This is a genomic window from Streptoalloteichus tenebrarius (genome assembly GCF_024171885.1).
Taxonomy (GTDB): domain Bacteria; phylum Actinomycetota; class Actinomycetes; order Mycobacteriales; family Pseudonocardiaceae; genus Streptoalloteichus; species Streptoalloteichus tenebrarius.
Genome location: NZ_JAMTCP010000006.1, coordinates 100,440 through 123,250, shown reverse-complemented (window position 1 = coordinate 123,250; position 22,811 = coordinate 100,440). Strand labels below are relative to the sequence as shown.

22 protein-coding genes and 1 tRNA gene are annotated in these 22,811 nt (G+C 72.5%); 12 read left to right on the top strand and 11 right to left on the bottom strand.

The window, feature by feature from the left end; genetic code table 11:
* Positions 1-91 precede the first annotated feature (91 nt).
* The 4 genes from LX15_RS08605 (at position 92) to LX15_RS08590 (ending at position 4,399) form a co-directional block, all read left to right on the top strand.
* Complete coding sequence (locus LX15_RS08605; protein WP_253668970.1) at positions 92-592, top strand: Fur family transcriptional regulator; 501 nt, start codon at positions 92-94, stop codon at positions 590-592.
* Positions 589-2,034, top strand: a complete 1,446-nt coding sequence (locus LX15_RS08600; RefSeq protein WP_253668969.1) for a catalase — start codon at positions 589-591, stop codon at positions 2,032-2,034. The genes LX15_RS08605 and LX15_RS08600 overlap by 4 nt, the downstream gene beginning before the upstream one ends.
* A gap of 1,175 nt (positions 2,035-3,209) precedes the next feature.
* Complete coding sequence (locus LX15_RS08595) at positions 3,210-3,791, top strand: NADPH-dependent FMN reductase (protein ID WP_253668968.1); 582 nt, start codon at positions 3,210-3,212, stop codon at positions 3,789-3,791.
* 119 nt (positions 3,792-3,910) lie between these two features.
* Complete coding sequence (locus LX15_RS08590; RefSeq protein WP_253668967.1) at positions 3,911-4,399, top strand: Dps family protein; 489 nt, start codon at positions 3,911-3,913, stop codon at positions 4,397-4,399.
* A 138-nt stretch (positions 4,400-4,537) separates the two neighbouring features.
* On the opposite strand, the gene LX15_RS08585 is transcribed toward LX15_RS08590, so the two are convergent.
* The 4 genes from LX15_RS08585 to LX15_RS08570 all read right to left on the bottom strand — a co-directional run bounded on the left by LX15_RS08585 (position 4,538) and on the right by LX15_RS08570 (position 8,380).
* A complete protein-coding gene (locus LX15_RS08585) occupies positions 4,538-6,376 on the bottom strand; it encodes a S9 family peptidase (RefSeq protein ID WP_253668966.1) in 1,839 nt (612 codons plus the stop codon).
* Between the two features lie 58 nt (positions 6,377-6,434).
* Positions 6,435-7,238, bottom strand: a complete 804-nt coding sequence (locus LX15_RS08580; RefSeq protein WP_253668965.1) for a class I SAM-dependent methyltransferase — start codon at positions 7,236-7,238, stop codon at positions 6,435-6,437.
* Between the two features lie 89 nt (positions 7,239-7,327).
* Positions 7,328-7,401: transfer RNA gene (locus LX15_RS08575), tRNA-Pro, on the bottom strand.
* A 16-nt stretch (positions 7,402-7,417) separates the two neighbouring features.
* The gene (locus LX15_RS08570) at positions 7,418-8,380 is read right to left on the bottom strand and encodes a metallophosphoesterase (RefSeq protein WP_253668964.1); all 963 of its coding nucleotides are present in this window, start codon (positions 8,378-8,380) and stop codon (positions 7,418-7,420) included.
* Between the two features lie 561 nt (positions 8,381-8,941).
* Here LX15_RS08570 and LX15_RS08565 point away from each other — a divergent pair.
* The gene (locus LX15_RS08565) at positions 8,942-9,412 is read left to right on the top strand and encodes a GatB/YqeY domain-containing protein (protein ID WP_253668963.1); all 471 of its coding nucleotides are present in this window, start codon (positions 8,942-8,944) and stop codon (positions 9,410-9,412) included.
* 122 nt (positions 9,413-9,534) lie between these two features.
* Here LX15_RS08565 and LX15_RS08560 read toward each other — a convergent pair whose 3' ends face one another.
* A complete protein-coding gene (locus tag LX15_RS08560) occupies positions 9,535-12,051 on the bottom strand; it encodes a penicillin-binding protein (protein ID WP_253668962.1) in 2,517 nt (838 codons plus the stop codon).
* Between the two features lie 224 nt (positions 12,052-12,275).
* Between LX15_RS08560 and LX15_RS08555 the strand changes: the two genes are divergently transcribed.
* The gene (locus tag LX15_RS08555) at positions 12,276-12,575 is read left to right on the top strand and encodes a WhiB family transcriptional regulator (protein WP_253668961.1); all 300 of its coding nucleotides are present in this window, start codon (positions 12,276-12,278) and stop codon (positions 12,573-12,575) included.
* Between the two features lie 405 nt (positions 12,576-12,980).
* On the opposite strand, the gene bagB is transcribed toward LX15_RS08555, so the two are convergent.
* The 3 genes from bagB to LX15_RS08540 form a co-directional block, all read right to left on the bottom strand.
* The gene (gene bagB, locus LX15_RS08550) at positions 12,981-14,123 is read right to left on the bottom strand and encodes an ATPase BagB (protein ID WP_253668960.1); all 1,143 of its coding nucleotides are present in this window, start codon (positions 14,121-14,123) and stop codon (positions 12,981-12,983) included.
* Entirely contained in the window at positions 14,120-15,124 is a 1,005-nt protein-coding gene (gene bagA / locus LX15_RS08545; RefSeq protein ID WP_253668959.1) for an ATPase BagA, read from the bottom strand. Before bagA ends, bagB begins: the two co-directional genes overlap by 4 nt.
* Before the next feature lie 71 nt (positions 15,125-15,195).
* Positions 15,196-15,447 (bottom strand): hypothetical protein, encoded by a 252-nt coding sequence (locus LX15_RS08540; RefSeq protein WP_253668958.1) that lies wholly within the window; start codon positions 15,445-15,447, stop codon positions 15,196-15,198.
* A 106-nt stretch (positions 15,448-15,553) separates the two neighbouring features.
* Between LX15_RS08540 and sp36 the strand changes: the two genes are divergently transcribed.
* The 4 genes from sp36 to LX15_RS08520 all read left to right on the top strand — a co-directional run bounded on the left by sp36 (position 15,554) and on the right by LX15_RS08520 (position 17,961).
* Positions 15,554-15,712 (top strand): Sp36 family protein, encoded by a 159-nt coding sequence (sp36, locus tag LX15_RS08535; protein WP_253668957.1) that lies wholly within the window; start codon positions 15,554-15,556, stop codon positions 15,710-15,712.
* 22 nt (positions 15,713-15,734) lie between these two features.
* Complete coding sequence (locus LX15_RS08530; protein WP_253669060.1) at positions 15,735-16,172, top strand: RidA family protein; 438 nt, start codon at positions 15,735-15,737, stop codon at positions 16,170-16,172.
* A gap of 4 nt (positions 16,173-16,176) precedes the next feature.
* On the top strand, positions 16,177-16,776 hold the full coding sequence (locus LX15_RS08525; protein WP_253668956.1) for a hypothetical protein: 600 nt from the start codon (positions 16,177-16,179) through the stop codon (positions 16,774-16,776).
* A gap of 81 nt (positions 16,777-16,857) precedes the next feature.
* Positions 16,858-17,961 carry a hypothetical protein gene (locus tag LX15_RS08520; protein ID WP_253668955.1) on the top strand — a complete coding sequence of 368 codons (1,104 nt, stop codon included), beginning with the start codon at positions 16,858-16,860 and terminating at the stop codon, positions 17,959-17,961.
* Between the two features lie 39 nt (positions 17,962-18,000).
* Here LX15_RS08520 and LX15_RS08515 read toward each other — a convergent pair whose 3' ends face one another.
* Together LX15_RS08515 and LX15_RS08510 are read right to left on the bottom strand one after the other, a co-directional pair.
* Positions 18,001-19,266, bottom strand: a complete 1,266-nt coding sequence (locus tag LX15_RS08515) for a tetratricopeptide repeat protein (protein ID WP_253668954.1) — start codon at positions 19,264-19,266, stop codon at positions 18,001-18,003.
* 82 nt (positions 19,267-19,348) lie between these two features.
* On the bottom strand, positions 19,349-20,245 hold the full coding sequence (locus LX15_RS08510; protein WP_253668953.1) for a Gfo/Idh/MocA family protein: 897 nt from the start codon (positions 20,243-20,245) through the stop codon (positions 19,349-19,351).
* A 245-nt stretch (positions 20,246-20,490) separates the two neighbouring features.
* Here LX15_RS08510 and LX15_RS08505 point away from each other — a divergent pair, with 245 nt between their 5' ends.
* On the top strand, positions 20,491-21,366 hold the full coding sequence (locus LX15_RS08505; RefSeq protein ID WP_372502523.1) for an NUDIX hydrolase: 876 nt from the start codon (positions 20,491-20,493) through the stop codon (positions 21,364-21,366).
* Positions 21,363-22,181 (top strand): MBL fold metallo-hydrolase, encoded by an 819-nt coding sequence (locus LX15_RS08500; protein ID WP_253668952.1) that lies wholly within the window; start codon positions 21,363-21,365, stop codon positions 22,179-22,181. Before LX15_RS08505 ends, LX15_RS08500 begins: the two co-directional genes overlap by 4 nt.
* A gap of 73 nt (positions 22,182-22,254) precedes the next feature.
* On the opposite strand, the gene LX15_RS08495 is transcribed toward LX15_RS08500, so the two are convergent.
* A complete protein-coding gene (locus LX15_RS08495; RefSeq protein WP_253668951.1) occupies positions 22,255-22,800 on the bottom strand; it encodes a CGNR zinc finger domain-containing protein in 546 nt (181 codons plus the stop codon).
* Between the last annotated feature and the right edge of the window lie 11 nt (positions 22,801-22,811).

Sequence of the window (22,811 nt, the reverse complement as noted above, 5' to 3'; positions counted from 1 at the left end):
CCTGGCTACCCTCGGCCCACGGTACGGACAGAGATTTACCTCGATCGTTTTCTTGACTTACTCCAGATTAGGTGGTGAGCTGGTTCCTGTCATGGCCTCCACGACCTCCCCACGCGACCACGCCGACCGCGTGCCCGACCCCCGGCAACGGCTGCGGGCGGTGGGACTGCGCGTGACCGCGCCCCGACTGGCCGTCCTGGACTGGCTGGCCGGGCATCCGCACGCCACCGCCGACGAGGTGGCCACCGCCGTCCGGCAGCGACTGGGCACGGTGTCCACCCAGGCCGTCTACGACGTCCTGAACGCCTGTACCCGCGTCGGGCTGCTCCGGCGGATCGAGCCGGCCGGCCACCCGGCCCGGTTCGAGACCCGCGCCGGTGACAACCATCACCACCTGGTGTGTCGGCAGTGCGGACGGACCGAGGACGTCGACTGCGTCGTCGGCGCCCGGCCCTGCCTCGACCCGTCGGACACGGCGGGGTTCGAGGTGGACGAGGCGGAGGTCCTGTTCTGGGGGCTGTGCCCCGACTGCCGGAGCACCGGTGCCGCACCGGGCTCCCACGCCCACCACGAGGAGGAGGGACGAGCGTGACCTCAGCGCCGTACACCACGACCAACGCGGGCATCCCGGTCGCCAGCGACGAGCATTCGCTCACCGTTGGCCCGAACGGGCCGATCCTGTTGCAGGACCACTACCTCATCGAGAAGATGGCGCAGTTCAACCGCGAGCGCGTGCCCGAGCGCGTGGTGCACGCCAAGGGCGGTGGCGCGTTCGGCTTCTTCGAGACGACCGAGGACGTCAGCCAGTACACCAAGGCGGCGCTGTTCCAGCCGGGCGTGCGGACCGACACGCTGCTGCGGTTCTCCACCGTGGCCGGCGAGCTGGGCTCCCCGGACACCTGGCGCGACCCGCGCGGCTTCGCGGTGAAGTTCTACACCTCCGAGGGCAACTACGACCTCGTCGGCAACAACACGCCGGTGTTCTTCCTCCGCGACCCGATCAAGTTCCAGGACTTCATCCGCTCGCAGAAGCGCCGCGCCGACAACGGCCGCCGCGACCACAACATGCAGTGGGACTTCTGGACCCTGTCGCCGGAGACGGCGCACCAGGTGGCGTGGCTCATGGGTGACCGGGGCATCCCCGCCACCTGGCGCCACATGGATGGCTTCGGCTCGCACACCTACATGTGGGTCAACGCCTCGGGTGAGCGCTTCTGGGTCAAGTACCACTTCAAGACCGACCAGGGCATCAAGACCCTCACGTCCGAGGAGGCCGCGCGGATCGCCGGCGAGGACGCCGACCACCACATCGCCGACCTCTGGAACGCGATCGAGCGTGGCGAGCACCCGAGCTGGACCCTGTACGTGCAGGTGATGCCCTTCGAGGAGGCCGCCACCTACCGGTTCAACCCGTTCGACCTGACCAAGGTGTGGCCGCACGCGGACTACCCCCTGATCAAGGTCGGCCGGCTGGTGCTCGACCGCAACCCCTCGAACTACTTCGCGGAGATCGAGCAGGCCGCGTTCGAGCCCTCGAACCTGGTCCCGGGCATCGGACCGTCGCCGGACAAGATGCTGCTCGGCCGGCTGTTCTCCTATGCGGACGCCCACCGCTACCGCATCGGCACGAACTACGCACAGCTCCCGGTCAACCGTCCGAAGTCGCCGGTGCACACCTACTCCAAGGACGGCGCGATGCGGTACGAGAACGTCGCCGACCCGGTGTACGCGCCGAACTCGTACGGCGGCCCGCGTGCCGACACCCAGCGCTACGGCGACGTGGCGGGCTGGCACGCGAGCGGCGAGATGGTGCGCGCCGCCTACGAGAAGCACGCCGAGGACGACGACTTCGTCCAGCCGCGCGCCCTCATCCGTGAGGTGATGAACGAGGCCGAGCGGGAGCGCCTGGTGAAGAACGTCGTGGGGCACCTGTCCAACGGCGTCTCGCAGCCGGTCCTGGAGCGGGCGTTCGAGTACTGGCGGAACATCGACAAGGAGATCGGCGACCGGATCGCCGAGGCCTTCCAGCACTGACCGCGCCGGTCGTGCCGGCCTCGCGTCGGCCGACCGTCGCGTCGTTCCCACCACCCCCGACGCCCTCGGGACCCCGGTCGTGAGGACATCTCGTCCCCACGGCCGGGTCCCGGGGGCGTTCCTCGTTCCCGGGAACGGGGAACGCCCCCCGACTCCTCCACCACGACGAACGTCCGGGGACCTCGGTCGCGGCCGTGCTCATGGTCCGATCTGCTCACCTCCTTGTCCTCGTGACTGGCGCGGAAACGGCGCCGTGACGCCCCGACCGGTCGGGAGGGCTCGCCGGAGACGAGGCGACGGCATGTCCACAGTGGACATCGCAGCCCTCGTGTCCGACTCCGCGGCGTCGGCACGACGTCCTCGCCCGCAGGTCCTTCGCCTCGGATCTCGGTGACCGGTGCTCCGCGATGGCCGATGCCGCTCCACCGTCGACCGTCCGACGTGCGTTCCACCTGACTCTGGGCCGTTCTCGTGCCCGACGAACCCCGTGGCCGATGGTGCCAGAGAGTCGAACCGCTGTTCGACCATGAAGCCGGGACTTCATGCGGACGAGCGACGAACGCCCTCCCCGCGATCACGTCGTCCCCGTCCATGCTCCAGGTGAGGGCATCGGGTCGCGAGGTCGACGAATCCTCTGCGGCACCCGGCGAGCAGGCGTGCCCGAGGGGAAATCGCCTTCTCTGCCACGGGACCGTGGGCGCCTCTCGCGTCCATCCGTGAGGGTAGTCGGCATGATCGCCGGGCTGATCACGGAGTTCCTGATCGGCGTGGACACGCGGATCCCGGGGCCCACGGGAAGGCGGCGAGGGTGGCGCCCGTCGCACCGGCTTGACCTCGAGCCAGCTCGAACTCTTAGCGTGCGCAAGTGCTCAACCGCAGTCAGCAGCGCATCGCCCCACCCGGACGGTCGAGGCAGGAACGCGACAGGACCGCCGCGCCGCCCGGTGGTCGATGGCATCGTGGTGACGTCACCGCACCGCAGACGCTGACTGTTCGATCGCCAGACCGTAGCGCTCCACCCAGTCCCACCGCGAGTGAGGGGTTGCCTCCGCGCACCGCCCACCACGCGCCCGCCCCAGCGACGTCCGACGACCAGTGTCGAACCCGACCCGACCGTCTACCAGCGGTTCTCCGCCTACCTTCTCAGCTTCCTCGGTGATGGGAGGATTCCCCATATGAGTCTGACCGTGGTGGGCATCGGCGGGTCGATCCGCTCCGACTCGACCTCCGAGCGGGCCCTGCGGATCGCGCTGGCCGGAGCCGAGGAGGCCGGCGCGAGGACGACGGTCATCACCGGCGCCGAGCTCGTGCTGCCGTTCTACGACCCGGCTGTTCCGGAGCGGACCCGGGAGGCCAGGCACCTCGTGGAGACCCTGCGGGGCGCGGACGGCGTCGTCCTCGTCTCCCCCGGCTACCACGGCACGGTGTCCGGGCTGGTCAAGAACGCCCTCGACTACGTGGAGGACCTGCGCTCGGAGGCGCGGCCGTACCTGGACGGGCGGGCGGTCGGGTGCGTCGCGACCGCCCAGGGGTGGCAGGCGGCCGTCACGACCCTCACCGCGTTGCGGTCGATCGTGCACGCGCTGCGCGGCTGGCCCACCCCGCTCGGCGTGGCCCTCAACTCGAACGAGACCCGGCTCGGCCCGGCGGGCGCGTCCTCCGACGAACGCGTCGCGGACAACCTGCGGACGGTCGGCCGCCAGGTGGTCGAGTTCGCGTTGGCCCAACAGGGTGAGAAGGCGCACAGCGCGACATAACTCCAGGTCGGGCGGCCTCGACGTGGGGGGAGGGGGCGGTTCGGGCTGCGGGAACGCCGTGGGCGAGCGACGCTCGAACCGGACCTCTCGTGAGTCGCTACCGCCGAGGAGTGACACGCATGACCACCATGAGCCACCCCATCACCAGCACCCTGGGACAGTCGGAGCGGGAGTCCACCGGAGCCCTGCTCCAGGCCGCCCTGCTGGACCTCATCGACCTCTCGCTCGTCGCCAAGCAGGCGCACTGGAACGTCGTGGGCCGGCACTTCCGCGACGTCCACTTCCACCTGGACGAACTGGTCGCGCTCGCCAGGAAGTACACCGACGAGGTCGCCGAGCGCGCGGCCGCGATCGGCGTGTCCCCCGACGGTCGGGTGCGCACGGTCGCCGCGGGCTCCCGCGTCCCGGAGTTCCCGGAGGGCTGGCAGACCGACAAGAGCGTGGTGCGGGCCATCGTCGAGGCCCTCGACGTCGTCGCGCTGCGGATGCGCACCCGGGTGGAGGAGTCGGAGCGGCCCGACCCGGTCACCCAGGACCTGTTCATCGAGATCACCCAGGAGCTCGAGAAGGCGCGCTGGATGTGGCAGGCCAAGCTCGTGGAGAGCTGACCCGCGGCGTCTGGAGCCGGTGCGTCCCAGGGGCGTCAGAGGCCAGACCAGTCCGAAGGGGCCGGAGACCGCACGCGGTCTCCGGCCCCTTCGACGTCGCGGTCTCCCCGCAGAGCCTTCAGCTCGCCTTCAGGAAGGTCAGGAAAGCTGGAGGGCACGGCGGGCGAAGGCCACCTCGGCCGCGGTCTGCCGGATCGTCTCCGCCACCACCAACGAACCATGACCGGCGTCGTAGCGGTACACCTCGTACCGGGCGCCGCGCTCGGCGAGCCTGCCCAGGTAGTTCTCGATCTGCCGGATCGGGCACCTCGGGTCGTTCTCGCCGGCCAGCACCAGGACGGGAGCCCGGACCGCGTCGACGTACGTGATCGGGGACGACGCGCGGTACCGCTCGGGCACCTCGTCAGGGGAACCGCCGAACAACGCGCGGTCGTAGGCCCGCAGGGGCTCCATCTCGTCGGCGTACGCGGACACGTAGTCCGCCACCGGCACCCCGGCCACGCCGGCCGCCCAGCGCTCGGGCTGGGTGCCGAGGGCGAGCAGGGTGAGGTAGCCGCCCCAGGAGGCCCCGGACACCACGCACCGCGCGGGATCGGCGACCCCCGTGCGCACGGCCCAGTCGTGCACCGCGGCGACGTCCTCCAGCTCGGTGAGTCCGGGCCGCCCCTCGATCGCGTCCCGCCACGCCGAGCCGTAGCCCGTCGAACCCCGGTAGTTCACGTGCACGACCGCGAACCCGGCGTCGAGCCACACCGCGCGGTAGGCGGAGAACCGGTCCTCGTCGGCGGCGTGCGGCCCGCCGTGCAGGCTGAACACTGTCGGCAGGGGTCCGTCCCCGGCGTTGGCCGGTCGGGCCACCAGCGCGTGCACGTCGCCCCCGGGCGCGGGCACGAACACGTCCACGAGGGGCTGCGACGAGGCCGCGCGGGCGCCGGCGGGCTCCAGCAGCACGTGGTCGCTGCCGTCCCGGTGCCGGGCGCGCACCACGGGCGGGTGCTCGCCGGAGGACCACGAGTACTCGATCACGCCGTCGGGGCGGACGCTCGCCGAGCCGATCGTGCCGGCGGGGATGTCGAGCGGAGTGAGTTCCCGCCGCTCCAGGTCGTAGTGGTGCAGCGTCGTGCGCGCCTGGTGGGTGTGCACCACGAGCAACGCGCGTCCGTCGGGGTACCAGTCGGCCGCGACCTCGCCGGGCAGGTCGAGCTCGATCTCGGTCTCGGTGTCCGTGGCGACGTCCCAGATCAGCAGTTCCTCACGGCCGCGGCGCTCGTGCAGCGCGAGCAGCCGCTGGTCGCCGGGGACCGGGCTGAAGGCCAGGGCTTCGAGCCCCTTCCCCGGGCCGTCCCACTTCTCCGCGACGGTTCCGCCGTCGGCGGTGCGCAGGACGCGCAGCGCGGGGTGCCTGCTGTCGCCGTGTTCGGAGTGCGAGATCGCCAGCAGCGCCTCGTCCCGGGACAGCGCCGACACCCCGGCGTCCTGTTCGTGCTGGTAGACCACGCGGGCCTCGCCCTCGCCGTCGGCGACCCAGATCGTGGTGCCGTCGTCGGTCGAGGCGCCCAGCGCGGCCAGGGTGAGCCCGACCTCGACGCCGGCCGGGTAGCCGGCGTGGACGCCGGGCACCGACCGCGGCCGCGCGCCCTCGGGCACCAGGTCGAAGCTCTCGATCCGCCAGATGCCGAACTCGTCGCCGTCGGTGTCGTCGAACCACCAGATCGACTTGCCGTCGGGGCTGATGAGGCCGTGGTAGGTCCCGTTGGGGCGGTTGGTGACCCGGCGGTGGGTGTCGCTGGCCCGGTCCCACGCGTAGATCTCCCACACGCCGCTGGCGTTGGACAGGTACAGCGAGTGGTCCGGCTCGTCACGGGCCCAGTCCGGCAGCGACGTGCGGGGCGCGGTGAAGCGGGTCCGCCAGCGGGCCTCGGCCTCCGGGTCGTCGAACAGCCGCTCGGGAACCTCGGCAACGGGGTGGTCGGTCACGCCCCGATCCTGCCACCGCGTCCCTCCGGGCGACGGATTCCCCCGGTCGGCCCCGTGCTCAGGCCGCTCGCTGGGCGACGACCACGTAGTAGTCGAGTAGCCCCAGCCGGTAGGCGGTGAGCCAGTTCCTCGTCCAGTGGTTGGCGCCCTCCGTCTGCGCCAGCCAGCGGTCCCAGCCCGGCCACACGTGCTCCCCGATGCTGCGGGTGCTGACCTCGGAGAAGCCCGCGGCGGTGAGCGCACGCGCCATGCTCCCCACACTCGTGGCGTGGTCGATGCCCATGCGCATCGTCTCCAACAGGCTCGCGAGTTCCCCCGCGTACGACTCGCCCGTGGCGAAGAACGTCGTGACGAGCAGACGCCCACCGGGGGAGAGCACCCGGAACGCCTCCCTGGCGAACCCGGGGACGTCGTCGAAGTGCTGGGCCGCCTCGACGGACAGCACTCGCTCGAAGGAACCGTCCGGGAACGGGAGGTCGTTGGCCGCTCCCTGGCGGTAGTCGAGCCGTCCTCTCCCCGCGCGGATCGCCTCGGCGTTGGCCCGCCGCGCCCTGGCCACCTGGTCAGGGTGGATGTCGACGCCGTGGGCCGACCGGGCCCGGTACGCGCCGGCGGCCAACGCCGTGCCCAGCCCCCGCCCGCACCCGACCTCCAGCAGTCGGGTCGCCGGCGAGACCCCGAGGGCGTCCAGCGCGACCTCGTACAGCCGGCGTTGGCTCGTGATCCGTTGCTCGACGCTCAGCGGGCCGTCGAGCGGAATGCTGGCCCAGTAACCGAAGTTGATGAAACCGCCCGCGAACATGTCCCGGGTGGCGAGATCCTCCGGCCCGTACATCCGGTCCCGGAGCTCCGTGGGATCCACGGTGATCTTCCTACCGCAGTGTGGCCGCGCCGAACGGGTGAAAAGCAGCAGGGCCGCGGTGCCTTCCGGCTCCGCGGCCCTGCGTCCTGTCGGGGTGGCGGGATTTGAACCCACGACCTCTTCGACCCGAACGAAGCGCGCTCCCAAGCTGCGCCACACCCCGTTGGACGGGACTTAGCTTACAGGTAGTCGGCCCCAGCACCGAATCGGGCCCCCGTAGCCTCCGTCACACCGCCCTGACCAGGATTTTCGTCTCGGGGCACGAGCGTGAGGAGGGTCGCCTCCGGCGGGCAGGCGAACCGCACCGGCGCATAGGGCGACGTTCCCAGGCCCGCCGAGACGTGCAGCCAGGTGTGCGCGCCCCACCGGGACGCGCCCCGCGCCCTGCTCCGGTCGAGTTCGCAGTTGGTCACGATCGCGCCGTACCCGGGAAGGCGGAGCTGTCCGCCGTGGGTGTGCCCGGCCAGCACCAGGTCGTAGCCGTCCCCGGCGAACCCGTCCAGCACGCGCGGCTCCGGGGAGTGGGTGACGCCCAGCCGCAGGGCCGCCCTGGGGTCCGGCCGCCCGGCGATCTGCTCGTACCGGTCCCGCTTGAGATGCGGGTCGTCCAGACCGGCGGCGACGACCGCCTGCCCGGCGACGGTCAGCCGACGGCGCACGTGGGTCAGATCGAGCCATCCCCGCTCCGCCATCGCCGCGCGAAGGTCCTGCCAGGGCAGGGGAACGCCGTGGATGCGCTTGGTCTTGCTGGAGGGCAACAGGTACCGCGCCGGGTTCTTCGGCCTCGGCGCGTAGTAGTCGTTGCTGCCCCAGACGAACACCCCGGGGAACTCCAGCAGCGGCCCCAGCGCCCGCAGCACGGCAGGGACGGCCTGGGGGTGCGCGAGGTTGTCGCCGGTGTTCACCACGAGGTCGGGGCGGAGATCGGCGAGGGAGGACACCCAGCGCTGCTTCGACTCCTGCCCCGGGGTCATGTGCAGGTCGGAGATGTGCAACACGCGCATCGGCTGGGAGCCCGCCGCGAGCACCGGCAGGGTGGCCTGTCGCAGGGTCCACCGTCGTCGCTCGTATCCGGCGGAGTAGGCGAGCGTGCCCACGCCGAGTGCGGCGGTGCCGAGCAGGATCCGACCGAAGGTGTTCACGACTCCGAGACTACGGCGCGCGTCACGGCGGCCTGACGTAGCCCGCCTTCGGCGGCGAGGGTGCTGACCGAGCGCGAGTGTCGTGGTCAGGATGGGGGAGAGCGGGGACCGGTCCTTCGGAGTCGTCAGCGTCACCCAAAAGCGGTGTCTCTGCTCCGAGGGCTCAGACCCTCTTCGATTTGGCTGCTTTCCGTCGGTTCTCCGACGGAGACGACGCGCGGTGCGTCACCAGTAGGACCGGGAACTTCGGGACGCTGCTGGCGAAAAGGGAGTGCGGATGGGACAAAATTGTGCTCTTCCCAAAGTTCTTCTGGCTGTGTGGCCGCGGCGAGCTGGGGTTCGGCCCCGCTCCGAGCGCGAGATTCGGATGGGAATACGCCGTCCGTGGCAGTTGCCGCATCGAGGAGGGTGTGGCCTGCTGCCAGACCCAGAAGCTTGCGTGAAAGGCATTCACAACCGCTTGCTGCGCAGGGCTGTCTCGTTCGATGTCCTCTGCTTTCCCTGTTCGTGCCGGGAAAACGCCGGGCGCCGAGTGGCGGGATGCCGAGTAGGGTCTGATTCATGGCGGAGTTGAAGGCGCGGTTGCAGGCCGATCTGGCCGCGGCGATCAAGGAGCGGGACACCACCGTGGTGGACACGCTGCGGATGGCGCTGGCCGCGATCACGACCGAGGAGGTGGCCGGCTCGGCCGCCCGTGAGCTGTCCGACGACGAGGTGCTCAGGGTCCTCCGCAGGGAGGCCAAGAAGCGCCGGGAGGCGGCCGAGGCGTTCGCCGGCGCGGGACGGGACGAGCTGGCGGCCAAGGAACGCGCCGAGGGCGAGGTGCTGGCCCGCTACCTGCCGGCGCAGCTCGACGACGCCACCCTGGCCGAACTCGTGCGCGAGGCCGTCGATGAGGTCGCCCGCCTGCTCGGGGAACGCCCTGGCCCGAAGCAGATGGGGCAGGTCATGAAGGCGGCCAACGCCAGGGTCGCGGGCCGTGCCGAGGGCGCCAGGATCGCGGCGGCCGTGCGCGGCCACCTCCAGGGCTGAGGCCGGCGGCGCGCCGCGTCCAGCGCGGCAGAAGGTCCCCAGGAGCGGAACGGCAATGCCCCCTGTCTGTCCAAAAAGGACAGACAGGGGGCGTTGCCTCGTTCCGGGCCACCCCGGAGGCGTCAGCGCCGATACGGGGACAACGTGGGGATCCGGTACGGCGGTGGGCCGCCAGGGGGCGGGCCGTCGGGCGGAGGCTCGCTGAAGCGCGGGTTCGTCGACTGCCCGCCCTCGGTCGTCCGCGGCGACGTCGGCGACTGGGACGGCGGAGTGCTCCCCTGGTCGGGGGCGTTGCGCCCCGGGCTCTCCGGACGGCTGGTCGCCGACGGCCCCTCGCTCGGCGACGGCTGGGGCACGTGCCCGCTGCTGACCCAGATCGTAACCATCTCGCCGGGCAGCGCCACGCCCCGGGGGCTCTGGCTGGCCACCACGCCCTTCGGGAACGAGCTGTTGATCGACCGCCGCTCGACCTTGTAGCCGGCCTGCTCCAGCAGCGTCCGCGCCTCGTTCTCCGCCTTGCCCACGACGTCCGGCACCCGCACCTCGCTTCCGCCGTGCAGGTACCGGGGGTCGGCGGGAGGCAGGGGCTCCGCGGGGAGCCCGGCGTGGATCTCCTTCATCGCCGCGAACCAGGTGCGCGCCGGCACCATGCCGCCGAACATGTGGCCGCCGTTCCCGCACAGCCTCGGCGGTTTGCCGTCGCAGATGCCCTGCGGTCCGACGCCGTCCGTGAAGATCAGGGTGGCTCCGGAGAACTGCGGGGTGGAGCCGGTGAAGCCGGCCGAGTGGTAGTTCTCCGTCGTCCCGGTCTTGCCGATCATCGGCCGGTTCCAGTCGACCTCCTTGGCCGCGTTGAACGCGGTGCCGCCCTGCTGGTCGTCCTTGCTCAGCCCGATGGCGAGGGTGTTCGCCAGCCCGCTGGCCACCACCTGCTCGCAGGGCGCCTCGGTGAGGGGCACCGGCCGGCCGTGGCGGTCGAGCACCTCCTCGATGGGGCTTGGCGGGCACCACATGCCGCCGCTCATCAACGTCGCGCTGACGTTGGCCAGCTCCAACACGCTGGTCGGGCCGAACCCGAGGGTGAAGGGGCCGATCTTGTTGTCCTTGATGAACTGCGCCTGGGACGGGCCGTTCGACCCGTCGCGGGCGAGCGGCTCGCCGCTGCGGTTGACCCCCTGCATGCCCTCGCGCAGCCCCAGGCGGATCGCCATGTCGACCGCGGCGTCCAGTCCCACGCGCTCCTGGAGCTTGACGAACGTGGTGTTCGGCGACTGGGCCAGGGCGTCCTGGAGCGTCATCGAGCTGCGGTAGGAGGCGGTCGGCGCGTTGTGGACGGTGTAGGGGCCCAGGTTGTTCAGGTAGACGCGGGAGGTGTAGCTCGAGGGCACGTCCACGATGTTGTGGATTCCCATGCCCTTCTCCAGGGCCGCGGCGGCCACGAAGATCTTGTAGATCGAGCCGGCGCCGAACTTCGTCACGCCGCTCGGCAGGTCGTACTGGGTCTGGCCCTTCTCGACGTCCAGCCCGTAGTCCCGGTTGGCGACCAGCGCCCGCACCCGGTGCCGGTCCCTGCCCGGCTGGACCACGGCCATCGCGTTCGCGATTCCCTTGGTCTGCTTGGGGACCTGGGCCTCGGCGGCCTGCTTGGCCGCCTTGGTGATGAGCGGGTCGAGCGTGGTCCTGATGGTGTAGCCACCGCGTTTGACGTTGTCCAGCGAGAAGCCGGCGCGTTCGAGGTACTGGAGGACGTACGAGCAGAAGAAGCCGTCGGACGGCCCCGCGCCGATGCACCCGTTCTGGAGCATGTTGAGCGGCTGCACGAGGCCCAGCGGCTGCTGCTTGGCCTCCTCGCCCATCTCGCGGGTGATGCTGCCGTACTCGACCATCTTGTCGATCACGGTGTTGCGCCGTTTGACCGCGCCGTCCGGGTTTGTCACCGGATTGAGGTAGCCCGGTTGGTTCACCAGTCCGGCCAGCATGGCGGCCTGGGGAATGGTGAGCTGGTCGGGCGTCGTGTCGAAGTAGGTCCTGGCCGCGGCGGCCACGCCGTAGGTCTGGTTCCCGAACGGCACGACGTTCAGGTAGCGGGTGAGGATCTCGTCCTTGCCCAGCCTCTTCTCGAGCTGCAACGCCACCCTGATCTCGCGGAGCTTGCGGGCCGGCGTCTGCTCGGTGGCCCGCGCCCGCTCGGTCGGCGTCTTGGCCACCACGTGGACCAGGTAGTTCTTGATGTACTGCTGGGTCAGCGACGACCCGCCCTGGGCGATCTCGCCGTGGAGCTGGTTGGTGACGAAGGCGCGCATCGTGCCCCGCCAGTCGACGCCGTCGTGCTCGTAGAACCGCTTGTCCTCCATGGCGACGATCGCCGCCTTCATCGTGTCGGCGATCTTGTCCGGCGGCGTGAGCACCCGGTACTGGTCGTAGAGGTAGGCGATCGCGTTGCCCGTGACGTCGGTGATCGTCGTGACCAGGGGCGGGTCGACGCCGACCAGGTCGGCCGAGATGTTGTCGACGGTGTCGCTGGCGCGGTTGGAGACGACGCCGATCGAGCCCACGACCGGGAACAGCATCCCCGCGACGAGGACGCCGGCCAGGACGCAGAGCCCGAGGAGCTGGAGCAGGCCGTCCCTGACTCGCACGGGGCCAGGGTAACTGCGGCCTCTGATGGTGACCTGTCGTCTTGCCCAAAGCGGTGACTTCACGTAACGGGTGAGCAACCCGGTGTTGGACCGGGAACCAGATGGCTCTACAGTCCGTCAACGTCTTCACGACCACACGCGTCAGCGCACTCCCCGAAAGTGTGCTGTCGACCCGGTGCCGGGGGGTGCCGGGTTCGTCGCGACGACGACAGGAGCTGGGGGACATGGTGTTCGACCAGGGGGACTGGCGCACCCGCGCCGCTTGCCGTGACGAGGACCCCGACAGGTTGTTCGTCCGCGGCGCCGAGCAGCGCAAGGCGAAGTTGGTCTGCCTCGCCTGCCCGGTGCGGACCGAGTGCTTGGCCGAGGCCCTGGACAACCGGATCGAGTTCGGTGTCTGGGGCGGAATGACCGAGCGTGAGCGGCGGGCGTTGCTGCGCCGCCGGCCCGACGTGGAGTCGTGGCACGAGCTGCTCGACGCGGCTCGGCGGGACCACGACGACACGGAGGCCAAGGTCAGCTAGCGGGGGACCGGCTGTCCCGCGGTCGGCCGGCGCGTTCCGCCGTCGCCGGCCGACCGCGGCTCCTGCGGCCCGTCACTGGCCACGAATTCGAGTGACGCGCCCTCTTTCGAGTGGTTGCCGCACCGGGGTCGCCCGGTCGGGGCATCAGTCACCGGAAAGTGTTGCCAGCACGGGGTTTCCCGTGCCGGCCAGGCGAGTTATCCACAGGTGCCCGAGTTGTCCACAGGCTCGGGGTTCGGGGTGGCTCGGCTGATCGGCGCTGGATAGGCTGGAGCGGGGCTCGCCCCCCGGGCGGGTGGGGGCTGACCTGGGGGAAGGGGATTCCTGGCGCTCGGGGCGGGCCAGTGAGGGCGGGTGGCCGCGAGGGGGTCAGACGTCCGGAGTGGTCGCCGGGTGCGGGACGCCTCAGGTGCCGGCCAGGCGATGGCCGATCTCGCGCAGGCCCTCCATGTCGTGCACGTCCGTCGGCAACGCGGGAACGCCGATCAACGGCACCTCGGAGTGCGCGTCGACGAACCGGCCGAGCAGGCGCTTCTCCCGCTCGGCCACCGCGACCCGGTCCGCGTGCAGGCGCAGCACCGCCGCGACGACCGGGTCGTCCCCCGAGCGGTCCAGCTCGTCCGCCGCCGCCAGCGCGCTCGGCGCGGGCAGATCCGCCAGCACGGGGTGGGTGCGGTTGAGGACCAGACCGGCCAACGGCATGCCCTCGGCCGCCAGCCGCTCGACGAAGTAGGCCGCCTCCCGCAGGGCGTCCGGCTCCGGCGCGGCGACCACGAGGAACGCGGTCCCCGGCGACCGCAACAACCGGTACGTGGCCTTGGCCCGCTCCCGGAACCCGCCGAACATGCTGTCGAACGCCTGCACGAACGCCGACGCGTCCGCGAGTAGCTGACCGCCGACGACCGTGGACACGGCCTTGGCGAACAGACCGAAACCGGCCCCCACGAGCCGGGCGATGCCCCGGCCGCCGGCCCTCGCCGGCGCCGACAGCATGCGGATGATCCGGCCGTCGAGCACCGAGGACAGCCGTTGCGGCGCGTCGAGGAAGTCCAGCGCCGACCGGCTCGGCGGGGTGTCCACGACGATCAGGTCCCAGTCCCCCGTCGCCGCGAGCTGCCCCAGCTTCTCCATCGCCATGTACTCCTGCGTGCCGGAGAACGACGTGGAGATGGTCTGGTAGAAGGGGTTGGCGAGGATCTGCTCCGCGCGCTCCCGCCCGGCGTGCGTCATCACCATCTCGTCGAAGGTGCGCCGCATGTCCAGCATCATCGCGCTGAGTTCGCCGGGGAAGTCCCCGTCGAGCTGGACGCGGCGGGGGTGGTTGCCGAGTTGGCGCAGTCCGAGCGACTGGGCGAGCCGGCGCGCGGGGTCGATGGTCAGCACCACCACCCGGCGTCCCCGCTCGGCCGCGCGGAGCGCGAGCGCCGCCGCCGTGGTCGTCTTGCCGACCCCGCCGGATCCGCAGCACACGAGGACCCTGGTCCCCCGGTCGTCCAGCAGCCCGTCGACGTCCAGCATGGGCGGGCGCCCCGCTCTGGGCGAGCTCATCTGACCCCCTGCTCGATCAGCAGCTCGGCCAGCTCGTGCACGACCCCCGCGTCGATCCCGTCGGGTCGGTCGGGCAGCTCCAGCACGGGAAGGCCGGCCGCGGCGAGCTGGGTCATGGCCGCGCGTTCGGAGCGGACGCGCAACGCGTGTTCGACGGTCTGGTCGACCAGACCGGTCACGACGGCGGGGGCGGGGTCCAGGCCGGCGTTCCTCAGGCCGGACACGACGTGCTCGGCGTCCACCGCCCCCCGCGCGGCCGTGTCCACCTCGCCCGCCGGCAGTCGCACCGGGCGGACCCGGTTGACCAGCACGGCGCCGGGGCGCAGGTCGGCGGCGTCCAGCTCGTCCACGGCCTCCAGTGTCTCCTGCACCGGCAGCTCCTCCAGCAGGGCGACGAGGTGCACGGCCGTCTCGCCGGAGTGCAGCAACCGCACCACGCCCTCGCTCTGGTCCCGGATCGGACCGACCTTGGCCAGGTCGGCCATGGCCCTGGTGACGTCCAGGAACTTCGCGACCCGCCCGGTGGGCGGCGCGTCCAGCACCACCGCGTCGTACGCGTGCCTACCCCGGGAGTCGGTGCGGGTGACGCACTCCTTCACCTTGCCGGTGAGCAGCACGTCGCGGAGGCCCGGGGCCAGTGTCGTCGCGAACTCGATCGCGCCCATCTTGCGCAGGGTCCGCCCGGCGAAGCCCAGGTTGTAGAACATCGACAGGTACTCGAGCAGGGCGGCCTCGGCGTCCACGGCCAGGGCGCGGACCTCGCCGCCGCCGGGGACGCGCGTGAGGTGCTCCTCGGCGTAGGGCAGCGGGGACCGGCCGAAGAGCTGGGCGAGGCCCTGGCGCCCCTCGACCTCCACCAGCAGCACCCGCCGGCCGCCGTGGGCCAGGGCGACGGCCAGCGCCGCGGCGCCGGTGGTCTTGCCGGTCCCGCCCTTGCCGGTCACCACGTGCAGCCGGACGCGGGCCAGCTCGTCGGTCCAGCCGGAGGGCGGGGTCGTCACGCGATCAGCGTAGGCGTCCCGGCCGGGCGATGCCCGACACGGGGACACGGCGGCGGTGCGCGCGGGAGGGTTCAGTCCGCGAGGGTGACGACCCCGATGAGGATCCACTCGGCGGCGACGATCCCCCAGGTGATGGTCGACGGCAGGACCGTGGCGGCCAGCGCGTCGGCGACCGCGAGCACGCCGAGCGAGATCAACGCCGACCGCGCGACGTCGCCCCGCGTGCTGCCCTTGCGGTCGCGGGCCTGGGCCATCGCGACCAGCACCAGGACGAGCCCACCCAGCGTGAGCAGGCAGGTCGCCACGATCCGCCAGGTCTCCACGCCGATCACGGTAGCGCCGCCCCGGCGTCACGGGGAGACCGCGATCGGGCCGCCGTTCGGCCGGCGGCCCACCCGGACGGCCGCGCGGCCGGCTACGCTCCGCGCCATGACCAAGTGGGAGTACGCCACCGTCCCGCTGTTGATCCACGCCACCAAGCAGATCCTCGACCAGTGGGGCGAGGACGGCTGGGAGCTGGTCACGGTGCTGCCGAACCCGACCGGCGAACAGCACGTCGCCTACCTGAAGCGGCCGAAGGGGAACTGACGTGGGCGGCTGGAAGCAGCGCATGGCGGAGCTGGGCGTCGACCTGCCGAAGGTCGCCGCCCCGGTCGCCGCCTACGTGCCCGCCGCGCGCAGCGGATCGCTCGTGTTCACCTCGGGACAGCTCCCGTTCGTCGACGGCACGCTGGCCGCCACCGGCAAGGTCGGGGCGGAGGTGAGCCCCGAGGAGGCCAAGGAGCACGCGCGGCTGTGCGCGCTCAACGCGTTGGCCGCCGTTGACGCCCTGGTCGGCCTCGACTCGGTGACCAGGGTCGTCAAGGTGGTCGGTTTCGTGGCCTCCGCCGAGGGGTTCACCGGGCAGCCCGCCGTGGTCAACGGGGCCTCCGAGCTGCTCGGCGAGGTGTTCGGCGAGGCGGGCCAGCACGCCAGGTCCGCGGTCGGGGTCGCGGAGCTGCCGTTGGGCGCGCCGGTCGAGGTCGAACTCGTCGTCGAGGTCGGCTGAGGCCGTGCGGTCCGCGCGGCAGTGCCATGAGCTGCTGCTCCGGCTGGCCGGCCGTCTGCCGGACGAGCCGCTGTGGCGGTATCGGGACTGGTTGGCCGGCGGGGCGTCGGACGTGTTGGTCCGCGCCCTGCCGCGCACCCTGCTGCACGACCGGATCGGCCTGACGGCCCACGAGCATCGGCTGGCGCTGGCGCTCGTGCCGGAGGGCGCCGACCCGGCGATGGTGGCCGCGCTGCCGGTGCGGGACGGGCCTCCCGCGCCCGCCCACGTCTTCGACGGAACACCGCCCGGCGGCGCCGACCACGCGGACCAGCCCCTCGTCGTGGTGACCGCCGCCCTGCGCGGGCGGTCCACCGTGCGTGAGATCAGGTGTTCCTGGCGCCGGGACGCGGACGGCGCGGCGCGACGGGTCCTGCTCGTGACCGCGACCGCCGACCACGCCGGACTGGCCGGCGAGCTCCAGCGCGTGCTGCGGGCGCTCGGCGAGCGCGTTCCGCGCGTCGAGGTCCTGCCCACCGACCTGCACGACCTCCCCGACTACCACCGGGCGGCGTTGGCGTCGTCCGAGCTGGTGGGCGTGGGCGCCGACGTCGTCCGCGCCTAGCCGCCCAGCTCCTCCCTCCGCCGCCCCCTCGTTCCCGACGAGACCGGCCCGCGCGCACGGGCCCGAGTATGGAGGCACGCCGTGGACGGACGAACGTTGACGGACCGGCTCCACCACCTGTCGCTCTCCCTGGCCGGACGGATCGACGACGACGCGGCGGCGGCCGTCCGCGAGCTGGTCGCCGTCGCCGAGCAGGACCGCGCCGTCGAGCTGTTGGTCGGCTGCCTGGTGGCCGGCCGCGTTCCGGTGACTCCCGGCGAGCGGTACCAGCTCCGCCAGCTCCTGGACGCGACGCGGTCCCCCGTCACGCTCGTCGACCGGCTCACGGTGATCGACGAGCTGCCGGCCGATCCGCACCGGTTCCACGACAGGGACGAGCCGGCCTCCGGGCTGGAGGAGGCCCTGCGCCCGGTCGTCGACCGGCTGACGGGCGTCCGGTCGGTCCGGGCGACCTGGCGCGTCACGCCCGCTGGCGCCACGCCGGGCGCGGTGCCGGCCCGGGTCGTCCTCGTCGAACTGGACGGGGAGGCCTACCCGGCGGCGGTCAGCTACCAGATGACGGCCGCCTTCCAGGCCGCGGGAACGTGGGCGGCGGTGGAGGTCTACCGCACCGGGGACGAGCTGCCCGACTACCACCGCAAGGCGTTGGCCGCCGCGACACCGGTCCACCTGGACGGCGTCGGTGTCACTCCCCGGCCCGAGCCACGACGGTTCCGTTCTCTGGTGCCCGTCGGCGACACGTCGCCCCTGGAGGTCGAGGACGAGCCCGTCGCGGAGGCGGAGCCTCCCTCCGCGGTCGAGGAACCGGCGGCGACCGACGCGACCGACGACGATCCAGGGACGGAGCTGGTCGAGGACGAGGCGGCCGAGCCCTCGGCGGTCGAGGCTCCCGCTGTCAACGGGTCCGATCCAGTGCCCGGCGGGGTGCCCGCGACTCGGCTGCCAGCCGCCGTCGACGCCAAGCTCACCGACCGGGAACGCAACCTGTTGGCCCGGTTGCACGAGGAACTGGCGCAACGGGAGCAGAGCGGCCGCCGGGAGAGCGGGAAGTGGCAGCTCGCCCGCCCGTCCGGTGAGTCCCTGGCGACGAACGAGCCGGCGCCCGGTGTCGGCTCGTGGACCACCGGCCCCACCGTCCCCGCGCCCAACGGGTATCCGCACCTCTCCGGTGGGTCGACGGCGTGACGCGCGGCGGGGCCGCGTGCGCGTGGTCCGGGCCGGGGCTCAGCTCGGCAGGCCGCGCAACGCGTCGGTGATCCGCACCCGCCGCTCGACGTCGAGGGGGCGGTAGACGCGTGAGGTGATCCTGCCGCTCGCCGCGTCGATCCGCCGTCGGACCGGGTCGTCGGGCAACAACGCCCGGAGCTGGGCCGCCGTGAGGCCCTCCGCGACCAGCACGTCCGCCAGGGCGTCGGCCCGGTGGACGGCCAGGGCGCACAGGCGGTCGAACACCCTGCCGGCCACCCCGGTGGCGGGGCTCGCCGCGACCCAGGCGTCGAACGTCGGTCCGGGCGAGGTGCCGGTGGCGCAGCACACCAGGTCGTCCAGATCCGACGCCAGCTCGGAGGGTTCTCCCCACACGGAGCGCGCCACGTCGTCGATCAGGTCGAGGAGCGCGCGGAACAGGACGAGGGCGGCGTCGGTGGCCTCCAGGTGGTCGCCGCTCGTGCGCAGCATGCCGTCGGCGGCCAGCTCGGCGAGCGCGACGTCGAGGCCGGCGTGCTCCGGGAAGAGGGCGCTCACCAGGTCCGTGTGCACCGGGCCCGAAAGTAACAACGTCCGGAGGCCGACCAGGACGTCGCCGTGCCGGGAGACGCGGTGTTCGGCGAACAGAGCGTCACGGCGTTCGGACACGCGCTCGGTGATGCCGTTCACGAGCCGCCGGACCTCGGTGTCGACGTCGGCGGCGGTTCCGCAGGCGTCGGCGGTGTCCAACGCCAGCCGCGACGCCTCGACCAGCTCGTCGGCCGGGACCTCGTCCTCGCCCACCCCGCCCTGGTCGGCCAGGTCGAGGCGCAGCCGCAGCGCGACGGCGAGCAGCTCCCGCGCCTGGTCCCAGTTCCCGGCGTCGAAGTGCGCCTTGCCCGCGTGGTGGAAGACGAAGTGGTAGTGCTCGGCCAGCTCGGGCAACCGCCTGCCGTCCTCGATGCACCGGTCGAACTCGTTGATCGCCTCGTCCAACCGCCCCTGCCACTGGAGGACGTGGGCCAGCCGGCAGCGGGCCAGCACCGCCGACGGTTCGGGGCCGTGCCGCTCGGCCAGCCGCAACGCGATGCGCAGGTGTTCCTCGGCGACGTCCAGGCGGCGCAGCACCCGGGCGGCCACGCCGATGTGTTCGTGGTGGACCCGGGCGGCCGTCGGGTCCGCGGGTTCCGGTCTCCGCAGCGCCTCCTCCAACCACGCCGCCACGCGGTCCGGGCGCTGGAGCCGCTCCTGGAGGGTCTCCGGGTCGAGGGTGTGGGCGAGGAGTTCGGTCTGCTGTGGAGTCACCAGATGTCCTCGGGCGGTCACGGGCGGATACCCTAGTGATCGACCGGGGAGCGGTGGCGTTAACGCGATTACCTCGGTTGTCCTAACCCGCGAGCCGACGCGCGGCGTCGAGCACGCGTTGGAGGTGCACGCCCCGGCGCACGTCGCAGGGATGCTCGACCGTGCCGCTGTGCACCATCGCGACGAAGTCGTCGAGCAGGTTGGTGTAGCACTCCTCGGCGGGGGTGGCGCGTCCGCTGAGCGTCCGGTCACCGTGCTGGCCGTAGACCGAGAAGTCCACGATCGTCGGCCGCACGGGCAGGTGCAACGACATGGTCAGCGTGCTCGTGGCGCCGTTGGTGTGGCCGAGCATGAGCTGCCAGAGGTCGCCGCGGGAGCGGTGCGCGGCGAGCACGTCCGTCACCTCGCCGAGCGCGGCGTCGATCAGGTCGACGGCGTGCGGGCCGATGTCGGCCAGAGCTCCCGCGCTGTGGCGCCACTCCGAGTTGGCGAACGTCTCCGACAGCAGGGCGCCGGACAGCCAGCGCGCGTTTCCGCCGGCCCACCCGCCGAGCCGGTCCAGCTCGGCCAGCCAGGACCGGGTCTCGGGCGCGAAACGCCGCGTGAGCATGACCAGGGAGGCGACCCCGGTCGCGGACACCGCGTCGGCCACGCGCAGTGCTTCGTCCACAGTGGACCCGACCGGCTTCTCCAGGATCAGGTGCCTGCCGGCGCGCGCCGCGAGGGGCGCGATCTCCGCCTGGACCGACGGCGGGACCGCGAACGCCACTGCGTCCACAGTGGACAGAAGTTCGTCGGGGCTGTCGCACACCTCGGCGCCGTAGCCGCCGGCCAGCTCCTCCGCCGCGCCGCGTCGGCGAGCCCACACGGCCGCCAGCCTGGTTCCCGGATGGTCCGCGAGACCAGGAGCGTGCACCCGGCGCGCCCACGGCCCCGCGCCCACCAGCCCAACCCGAAGCTGCTCGTCCACGTCGTCCATCCTGCCTCCAGCACCGGGCGCGGGTCGCCGCGACCACCAGGACACCCGGCTTCGCGGAGCCGGGTCGACTCCACGCGCGGGTCGACGGCCGCGCGGCACGCCAGGAGCTCCGGAGCCGCCGGGGCCTGTCGACGGCGACAGCGCGCGGAACGGAACGGACAGGGCACGGGAAGATCTTCGTGCCGCGCCTGGCGTTCTGTCGCCAACCGACCGGTGACCTGTCTAGGGTGCGGGGCGTGCCCCAGTTGCCCGAGGACCTGACCCTGCCGCAAGGCCTGATCCCGGACGTTCCGCCCGCGACGCCCGTCCAGCCGAGGGACGCGGCCACCGTGGTGTTGGTCCGGGAGGGCGGCGCCGGGCTGGAGGTGTTCCTCCTGCGTCGCGTCCTGGGCATGGCCTTCGCCGGAGGCATGAGCGTGTTCCCCGGCGGGGGAGTCGACCGGAGGGACGCCGACACCTCGGTGGCCTGGGCCGGACCCGAGCCCGCGTGGTGGGCCCGCCGTTTCGGGTGCGAGCCCGAGCTGGCCACCGCCCTCGTGTGCGCGGCGGTGCGGGAGACCTTCGAGGAGGCCGGCGTCCTGTTGGCCGGACCGGACGCGACCTCGGTCGTCGCCGACACCACCGAGTACGCCGACGCGCGGCAGGCCCTCGTGTCCCGGGACGTGTCGCTGGCCCAGTTCCTGTCCGAGGCCGGCCTCGTGCTGCGCTCGGACCTGCTGCGGCCGTGGGCGAACTGGGTGACGCCGGCGGAGGAGGTCCGCCGCTACGACACCCGGTTCTTCCTGGCCGCGCTGCCCGCGGGCCAGCACGCCGACGGGGCCACGACGGAGGCGGAGGACGCCGCGTGGCAGCGGCCCGTCGAGGCGTTGGAGGACTGGCGGGAGGGACGACGCGCGTTGCTCCCGCCGACCTGGATGACCCTGGCGGAACTGGCCGAGTGCGGCTCGGTCGCGGTGGCGTTGTCGACGGCGTTGACGAGTGACCGGACGATCGAGAAGATCGTGCCACGGGTCGTGCGCCGCGGCGACTCGCTGTGCGTCGTCCTTCCCGGTGATCCGGAGTACGACGGGGCGGCCGGCCATCTCGACGCCCGGCCGGGCGACCGGTTGGAGCGCCGATGAGTGGGCTGGTCGAAGGAGTGCGGGCCGAGCACCCCGCCTACGGCGTCCTGCGCCCGGTGACCCCGTGCGCCTCGGTGCTCCTGGCCGAGAACCCGTCGCCCATGACGCTCGACGGCACCAACACGTGGGTCCTGCGGGCACCCGACGCCACGGCGTGCGTCGTCGTGGACCCGGGCCCGGACGACGAGGTCCACCTGCGACGGATCGCCGAGCACGGCCCGGTGTCGCAGGTGTTGCTGACCCACGGCCACGCGGACCACTCCGCCGGCGCCAGGCGGTTCGCCGAGATGGTCGGCGCGCCCGTGCGGGCACTCGACCCCGCGCTGCGCTGGGGGTCCGAAGGACTGGCCGACGGCGACGTGCTGGAGGAGGCCGGTCTCGTCATCCGCGTGCTCGGCACCCCGGGGCACACCTCCGACTCGTTGTGCTTCCTGGTGTCCGGTGAGGGCGACCCCGGTTCCGTGTTGACCGGGGACACCGTGTTGGGGCGGGGGACCACGATGGTCGCGCACCCGGACGGCCGGCTGGCCGATTACCTGGAGTCCCTGCGCCGGCTCGCCGACCTGCCCCCGGGAACGACCGTTCTCCCCGGCCACGGCCCCGAGCTGGCGGACGCGGGCCAGGCGGCCCTGGCGTACCTGGCCCACCGGGAACAACGGCTGGGGCAGGTCCGCGACGCCCTGGTGACGTTGGGTCCCGACGCCACCGCCCGCCAGGTGGTCGAGCTGGTCTACGCCGAGGTCGACGTGGCGCTGTGGCCGGCCGCGGAGCTGTCGGTGCGCGCGCAGCTCGAATACCTGCGCGAGCAGCGCTGAGCCCGTCGTTCTGACAGGTGTTGCCCCTCTGGGCGGTCGGCGAGCGAACGCCCGTCCACACCAGTGCCGGGGCTCAGGCGGTGTTGCCCTGAGCCTTGCGCGCCCGGTAGGCCCTGACCTTGGCGATGCTGCCGCACGCCCTGCCGTGGGCGGACTCCGCGTACATCCCGCACCAGGTTCGGCTGGCGTTGCGGGAGTGGTCGTAGAAGACCCACTGGCAGTCCGGGCAGGCCTTGAGCCGGGCCCACCGGCGTTGCTGGATCGCGTCCACGACGAGGGCCAGCAGTTCTCCCGTCGTGTCGGGGCACACCGGCCTGTGGACGACCGGCGGCTCGGCGTCGCCGACACGGGCCACGACGGGGTGGCGGACGAGCCAGTCGTCGAGACCCGACGGGTGCGTCTCGCCGAGCGCGGCGCGGAGCGCCGTCCGCAGGTCGAGGAGTTCGCCGAGGTCGGTGGGCGGGGGAACGTCGGGGAGGTCCGCCGCCCACGCCCGGTGGTCGGCCACGAGTTCCGGCAACTGGTCCTGGACCTGGCGCGTGTCATTGGGGATGCGCCAGGTGTTGAGGAACGTCCGCACCTGTTCCAGGGCGCCGGGCGCCGTGCTGGGTGCTCCCATGCTTACCAGCG

Bases quoted from the DNA above. Each gene is read 5' to 3' on its own strand.
- LX15_RS08605 (WP_253668970.1), top strand. From the start codon at position 92: ATGGCCTCCACGACCTCCCCACGCGACCACGCCGACCGCGTGCCCGAC.
- LX15_RS08595 (WP_253668968.1), top strand. From the start codon at position 3,210: ATGAGTCTGACCGTGGTGGGCATCGGCGGGTCGATCCGCTCCGACTCG.
- LX15_RS08590 (WP_253668967.1), top strand. From the start codon at position 3,911: ATGACCACCATGAGCCACCCCATCACCAGCACCCTGGGACAGTCGGAG.
- LX15_RS08565 (WP_253668963.1), top strand. From the start codon at position 8,942: ATGGCGGAGTTGAAGGCGCGGTTGCAGGCCGATCTGGCCGCGGCGATC.
- LX15_RS08555 (WP_253668961.1), top strand. From the start codon at position 12,276: ATGGTGTTCGACCAGGGGGACTGGCGCACCCGCGCCGCTTGCCGTGAC.
- bagB (WP_253668960.1), bottom strand. From the start codon at position 14,123: ATGAGCTCGCCCAGAGCGGGGCGCCCGCCCATGCTGGACGTCGACGGG.
- sp36 (WP_253668957.1), top strand. From the start codon at position 15,554: ATGACCAAGTGGGAGTACGCCACCGTCCCGCTGTTGATCCACGCCACC.
- LX15_RS08530 (WP_253669060.1), top strand. From the start codon at position 15,735: ATGGCGGAGCTGGGCGTCGACCTGCCGAAGGTCGCCGCCCCGGTCGCC.
- LX15_RS08510 (WP_253668953.1), bottom strand. From the start codon at position 20,245: ATGGACGACGTGGACGAGCAGCTTCGGGTTGGGCTGGTGGGCGCGGGG.
- LX15_RS08500 (WP_253668952.1), top strand. From the start codon at position 21,363: ATGAGTGGGCTGGTCGAAGGAGTGCGGGCCGAGCACCCCGCCTACGGC.
- LX15_RS08495 (WP_253668951.1), bottom strand. From the start codon at position 22,800: ATGGGAGCACCCAGCACGGCGCCCGGCGCCCTGGAACAGGTGCGGACG.